6 protein-coding genes and 1 pseudogene are annotated in these 5,416 nt (G+C 64.5%); 4 read left to right on the top strand and 3 right to left on the bottom strand.

From position 1 onward, the window contains the following. Positions 1-127, bottom strand: a pseudogene (locus tag QZ847_RS01400) (electron transfer flavoprotein subunit beta/FixA family protein); the annotation flags it as partial. Positions 128-280: 153 nt separating this feature from the next. Then, positions 281-1,480 (bottom strand): ADP-forming succinate--CoA ligase subunit beta, encoded by a 1,200-nt coding sequence (gene sucC / locus QZ847_RS01395; RefSeq protein WP_294352406.1) that lies wholly within the window; start codon positions 1,478-1,480, stop codon positions 281-283. A 195-nt stretch (positions 1,481-1,675) separates the two neighbouring features. On the opposite strand from sucC, the gene QZ847_RS01390 reads away from it, so the two are divergent. Then, positions 1,676-2,215 (top strand): sterol desaturase family protein, encoded by a 540-nt coding sequence (locus QZ847_RS01390; protein WP_294275153.1) that lies wholly within the window; start codon positions 1,676-1,678, stop codon positions 2,213-2,215. Positions 2,216-2,241: 26 nt separating this feature from the next. Continuing rightward, on the top strand, positions 2,242-2,574 hold the full coding sequence (locus QZ847_RS01385; protein ID WP_294275152.1) for a PilZ domain-containing protein: 333 nt from the start codon (positions 2,242-2,244) through the stop codon (positions 2,572-2,574). A gap of 127 nt (positions 2,575-2,701) precedes the next feature. Here QZ847_RS01385 and QZ847_RS01380 read toward each other — a convergent pair whose 3' ends face one another. After that, a complete protein-coding gene (locus QZ847_RS01380) occupies positions 2,702-3,637 on the bottom strand; it encodes a ribose-phosphate pyrophosphokinase (RefSeq protein WP_058744857.1) in 936 nt (311 codons plus the stop codon). Between the two features lie 98 nt (positions 3,638-3,735). On the opposite strand from QZ847_RS01380, the gene gltX reads away from it, so the two are divergent. Further along, positions 3,736-5,061, top strand: coding sequence for a glutamate--tRNA ligase (gene gltX, locus QZ847_RS01375; protein WP_294352404.1), 1,326 nt, complete (start codon positions 3,736-3,738; stop codon positions 5,059-5,061). Positions 5,062-5,148: 87 nt separating this feature from the next. Continuing rightward, positions 5,149-5,416, top strand: a 268-nt coding sequence (locus QZ847_RS01370; protein WP_294352408.1) for a thioredoxin domain-containing protein, incomplete at its 3' end; no start/stop codon positions are given.

Genomic DNA, 5,416 nt, shown 5'->3' with positions numbered 1-5,416 from the left:
CCGCGATCTCGTCGAACGGGTTCATCGACATCTTCACGTTCGCCAGATCGACGCCCGTCCCGTCCGCCTTCACGCGCGGCTTCACATTATAATCCAACACCCGCTTCACGGGCACGACGATCTTCATCGCAGGTCCTTCCCGGCTGAACAGCCCAACATGCCGCCGTCTTAAGCGGCCTTGCGAGTGCATCGCAAGCATTCAGCCCGACCAACGAGAAAGGGGCCCGGACGTTTCCGCCCGAGCCCCCTTTAATCGGTCCATCAGGGCCGAAGGTGCGACTTACGCGACCTTCTGCACCTCGGCGACGATCTTCTTGGCGGCGTCACCCAGATCGTTGGCGGGGACGATGGCGAGACCCGAATTGGCGAGGATTTCCTTGCCCTTCTCGACATTCGTACCCTCGAGGCGGACGACCAGCGGAACCTGCAGGTTCACTTCCTTCGCCGCCGCGACGATGCCGTCGGCGATGATGTCGCAGCGCATGATGCCGCCGAAGATGTTGACCAGGATGCCCTTCACCGCCGGATCGCTCAGGATGATCTTGAACGCCGCGGTGACCTTTTCCTTGTTCGCGCCGCCGCCGACGTCGAGGAAGTTGGCCGGGAACATGCCGTTCAGCTTGATGATGTCCATCGTCGCCATGGCGAGGCCGGCGCCGTTGACCATGCAGCCGATGTCACCGTCGAGCTTGATGTACGCCAGGTCGTACTTCGACGCCTCCAGCTCCATCGCGTCTTCTTCGGTGGTGTCGCGCAGTTCCATCAGGTCCTTGTGACGGAACATGGCGTTGCCGTCGAAGCCGACCTTGGCGTCGAGCACCATCAGCTTGCCGTCCTCGGTGACGGCGAGCGGGTTGATCTCGATCTGCTCGGCATCGGTGCCCAGGAACGCGTCGTACAGCTTGGCGGCGACGTTCTGCGCCTGCTTGGCGAGGTCGCCGGTCAGCTCCAGCGCAGCGGCGACGGCGCGGCCGTGATGCGGCATGAAGCCGGTCGCGGTGTCGATGTCGATCGAGTGGATTTTCTCGGGCGTGTCATGCGCCACGGTTTCGATGTCCATGCCGCCCTCGGTCGAGGCAACCATCGAGACACGGCCGGTCGCGCGGTTGACGAGCAGCGCGAGGTAGAATTCCTTCGCGATGTCGACGCCGTCGGTCACGTACAGGCGGTTGACCTGCTTGCCCGCTTCGCCGGTCTGGATGGTGACCAGCGTGTTGCCCAGCATGTCGGTGGCGGCAGCGCGCACTTCGTCGGCGGTCTTGGCCAGGCGGACACCGCCCTTGGCGTCGGGGCCGAGTTCCTTGAACTTGCCCTTGCCGCGGCCGCCCGCATGGATCTGCGCCTTGACGACGTAGAGCGGGCCGGGGAGCTTGGACGATGCCTCGACGGCCTCCTCGACGGTCATCGCGGCGAAGCCGGCGGGGACGGGCACGCCGAACTTGGCGAGCAATTCCTTGGCCTGATATTCGTGGATGTTCATGCGCTAGCCTTCCGCCTCTCGGGTGGTTCTAGGGAAATTGGGTGCGGCTAAAGCACAGCCGCGCGGACAAATCCACCCCGAAACGGCGTTAATGCAAATGCATTGCAAGTGCGATTTATGCGACGTCAGACCGTTAGATCCGCGCGACCGACGGAATAGGAAGCAAAATCATCGCGGATGGGTTATGGCGACTCGATGAACTGGGCTTTCGGCATTCTTCTGTTTCTCGGCACCGTGATCTTCATGGAGGGGTTCGCCTATGCCGCGCACCGCTGGATCATGCACGGGCCGGGCTGGTTCCTGCACGAAAGCCATCACCGCCCGCGCACCGGCAACTGGGAATTGAACGACCTCTATGCGGCGATCTTCGCCGTTCCGTCCTTCGTGATGATCCTGGGCGGGGTGCAGCTGGGCTGGTGGCCGGGCTTCACCTGGATCGGCGCGGGGATCGCGGCGTACGGCGCGATCTATTTCGGCTTTCACGACATCATCGTCCATAAAAGGCTGCCGACGCGTTATCTGCCCAAGTCGGATTATATGAAGCGCATCATCCAGGCGCACCGGCTGCATCATGTGGTGGAGACCAAGGAAGGCACGGTCAGCTTCGGCTTTCTGGTCGCCCCCAAGCCCGAGGACCTGAAGGCCGAGTTGAAGCGTCGTTCGCGCGCCGGGGTCCGCCGCCCCGTGGGCGTCGCCGCGGATGTTGATCGCGAACGGGCGTTGGCGGAAAAGTAACCTTCTTGTGGCTTAAGGGGAGCGTTATGGAAAAACCGGTCTTCACACCGCCATTCGAGCCGGTCCCCGGCCAGGAACTACGTCGCTCGCTGCGTCATGCGGTGCGGATGCGCGCGCATTTGCGCGACAAGGGGCAGACCCGGTTCGAGATCGACGTCGTCGACCTGTCGCCCGAGGGCTTTCGCGCCGAGACCAGCTTCACGCTGTGGCCGGGCACGATCGTCTGGCTGACCCTGCCGGGTCTTGCCCCGCTGGAGGCGGTGATCGCGTGGCGCGATCGGTTCAAATATGGCTGTGCCTTCTCAAAGCCGCTTCATCCGGCGGTGTTCGAGCATATCGTTAGCCTGGGGAATCGCTGACACCCCGTCATTGCGAGCGTAGCGAAGCAATCCAGAACGTCCAGGTTGGGGCCCTGGATTGCTTCGCTACGCTCGCAATGACGATAGTTTTCAAGACCCCCGCCCGATCGAGTGGGGTTTTTCCATCTTAATCAAACAGGCTTGAAACGCTCGTCTCGTCGGCGATCCGCTTGATCGCCTCGCCCAGCAGCGGAGCGATGGGCAGGTGGCGGATCTTGCCGGTGCCGCTGATCGATTCGTGGTTGCCGATCGAGTCGGTGATGACCAGCTCGCGCAGTTCCGAGCCGTCGACTCGCGCCACCGCGCCACCCGACAACACGCCGTGGGTGACATAGGCGACGACGTCCTCGGCCCCCGCCTGGCGCAGCGCGGCGGCCGCGTTGCACAGCGTGCCCGCCGAGTCGACGATGTCGTCGATCAGGATGCAGAAGCGACCTTCGACGTCACCGATGATGTTCATCACCTCCGACTCGCCCGCACGCTCGCGACGCTTGTCGACGATGGCGAGCGGGGCGTTGTTGAGGCGCTTGGCGAGCTGGCGCGCGCGGACCACGCCGCCGACGTCGGGCGACACGACCATCAGATTGTCGTTCTTGAAGCGCGCCAGGATGTCCGCCGACATGACCGGCGCGGCATAGAGATTGTCGGTCGGAATATCGAAGAATCCCTGGATCTGACCGGCGTGCAGGTCGACCGACAGGACGCGATCGGCGCCCGCGACGGTGATGAGATTGGCGACCAGCTTGGCCGAGATCGGCGTGCGCGGGCCGGGCTTCCGGTCCTGGCGCGCATAGCCGAAATAGGGGATGACCGCGGTGATGCGGCTGGCCGACGCGCGCTTCAGCGCGTCGATCATGATGAGCAGTTCCATGAGGTTGTCGTTGACCGGATAGCCGGTCGACTGGATCACGAACACGTCCTCGCCGCGGACGTTTTCCTGAATCTCGACGAAGATTTCCTCATCGGCGAAGCGGCGCACCAGCGCCTCGGTCAGCGGCACCTCCAGATAGGAGGAGATCGCCTTCGCCAGCGGCAGGTTCGAATTGCCGGTCATCAATTTCATGGTGGTATCCCGTCCCCGCAGACAGCCCAGTGATGCCCGCCCCCTTAATCGCGCTGTCACAATAGCGCAAAGGTGATTCCCCGATTATGGCGGCGGTCATGACCGTGACCCGTTTCGCTCCTTCGCCCACCGGGCGGCTGCATGTCGGCAATATCCGCACCGCGCTGCACAACTGGATATATGCGCAAAAGGCCGGCGGGCGCTTCCTGCTGCGCATCGACGACACCGATGCGGAACGGAGCGAGGAGCGCTATGTCGAGGCGATCCGGGCGGATTTGGCCTGGCTGGGGCTGAACCCGGATAGCGAAGTCCGTCAATCCGAGCGTTTCGCGCTGTACGAGACACGCTTTGCTGAGCTGGTCGCGAGCGGCCATGTGTACCCCGCTTATGAGAGCGCACAGGAACTCGACCTGAAGCGCAAGATTCAGCTCGGGCGGGGCCTGCCGCCGGTATACGACCGCGCCGCGCTGGCCCTGACCGAGGAAGACCGCGCCAAGTTGGAGGCCGAGGGCGTCCGTCCGCACTGGCGCTTCAAGCTCGACCATGGTGCAGCGATCGAATGGGACGATGCGGTGCGCGGGCCTCAGCGCTTCGACCCCGCGACGATGAGCGATCCCGTCATCCGCCGCGCCGACGGGACATGGCTCTATATGCTCCCCTCCGTGATCGACGATATCGACATGGGCGTGACCCAGGTGGTGCGGGGCGAGGATCACGTCTCCAACACCGCGCTGCAGATTCAGATGTTCCAGGCGCTGGGCGCGGAGTTGCCGCGCTTTGCCCATGCCGCGTTGCTGACCGGCCATGAGGGCAAGTTGTCCAAGCGACTCGGCTCGTTGGGCGTCGATCACTTTCGCGAGATCGGGATCGAGCCGCAGGCGGTGCGGGCGCTCCTCGCGCGGATCGGGACCAGCGATCCGGTCGAGCCGGTCGCCGACATGGCGCCGCTGATCGCCGGGTTCGACTTTTCGCGCTTCGGTCGTGCGCCTGCGCGGTTCGACGAGGCGGAACTGGCGCAGCTGAACGCGCGAATCCTCCACCAGACGCCGTATGAGGCCGTCGCCGGCCGCCTGCCGACCGGCATGGGCGCGGCGGAATGGGGGGCGGTGCGTCCCAACCTCAACACCGTCGCCGAGGCGGCCGACTGGTGGCAGGTGATAGAGGGGCCGGTGGACGCGCCCGAGCCTGTCGAGGACGACCGCGCCTATCTGGCACAGGCGGCCGAGGTCGCGGGGCAGATCGACTGGGGGAAAGATCCTTGGGCTACGCTGACCGCCGCGTTGAAGGACGCGACCGGGCGCAAGGGCAAGACGCTGTTCCTGCCGCTGCGACTCGCACTGACCGGACGCGCGGAGGGGCCGGACATGGCCGCGCTCCTGCCGCTGATCGGGCGTGAGCGCACGATCGCCCGGCTGAACGGCTGATTTACGCCGCCACCTTTCATTACCGCACCCGCTCGCCCACATAGGGCCGAGCAACACGTAAAGGAGCGTCTTTTGGCCACGTTGGGAATGTCGCCCGCCGACAAGGAAGCCGTCACCGCCTTCCGCCGCGATGTCGTCGAGCCGTCGATGACCAAGCTGGTGATCCTGGACTTCTGGGCGGAATGGTGCGGGCCGTGCAAGGCGCTGGGCCCGACGCTGGAGAAGGTCGCGGAGGCCTATGCCGACAAGGGCGTCGTGCTGGCCAAGATCGACACCGACAAGAACCAGTTCATCGCCAACCAATTCCAGATCCGCTCGATCCCGACCGTCTATGCGATGTTCCAGGGCCAGCTGG

Origin of the sequence: uncultured Sphingomonas sp., assembly GCF_913778135.1 — a bacterium.
Lineage (GTDB): Bacteria > Pseudomonadota > Alphaproteobacteria > Sphingomonadales > Sphingomonadaceae > Sphingomonas.
The sequence above is the reverse complement of the archived record's forward strand: the minus strand, read 5'-3'. Positions and strand labels throughout refer to the sequence as shown.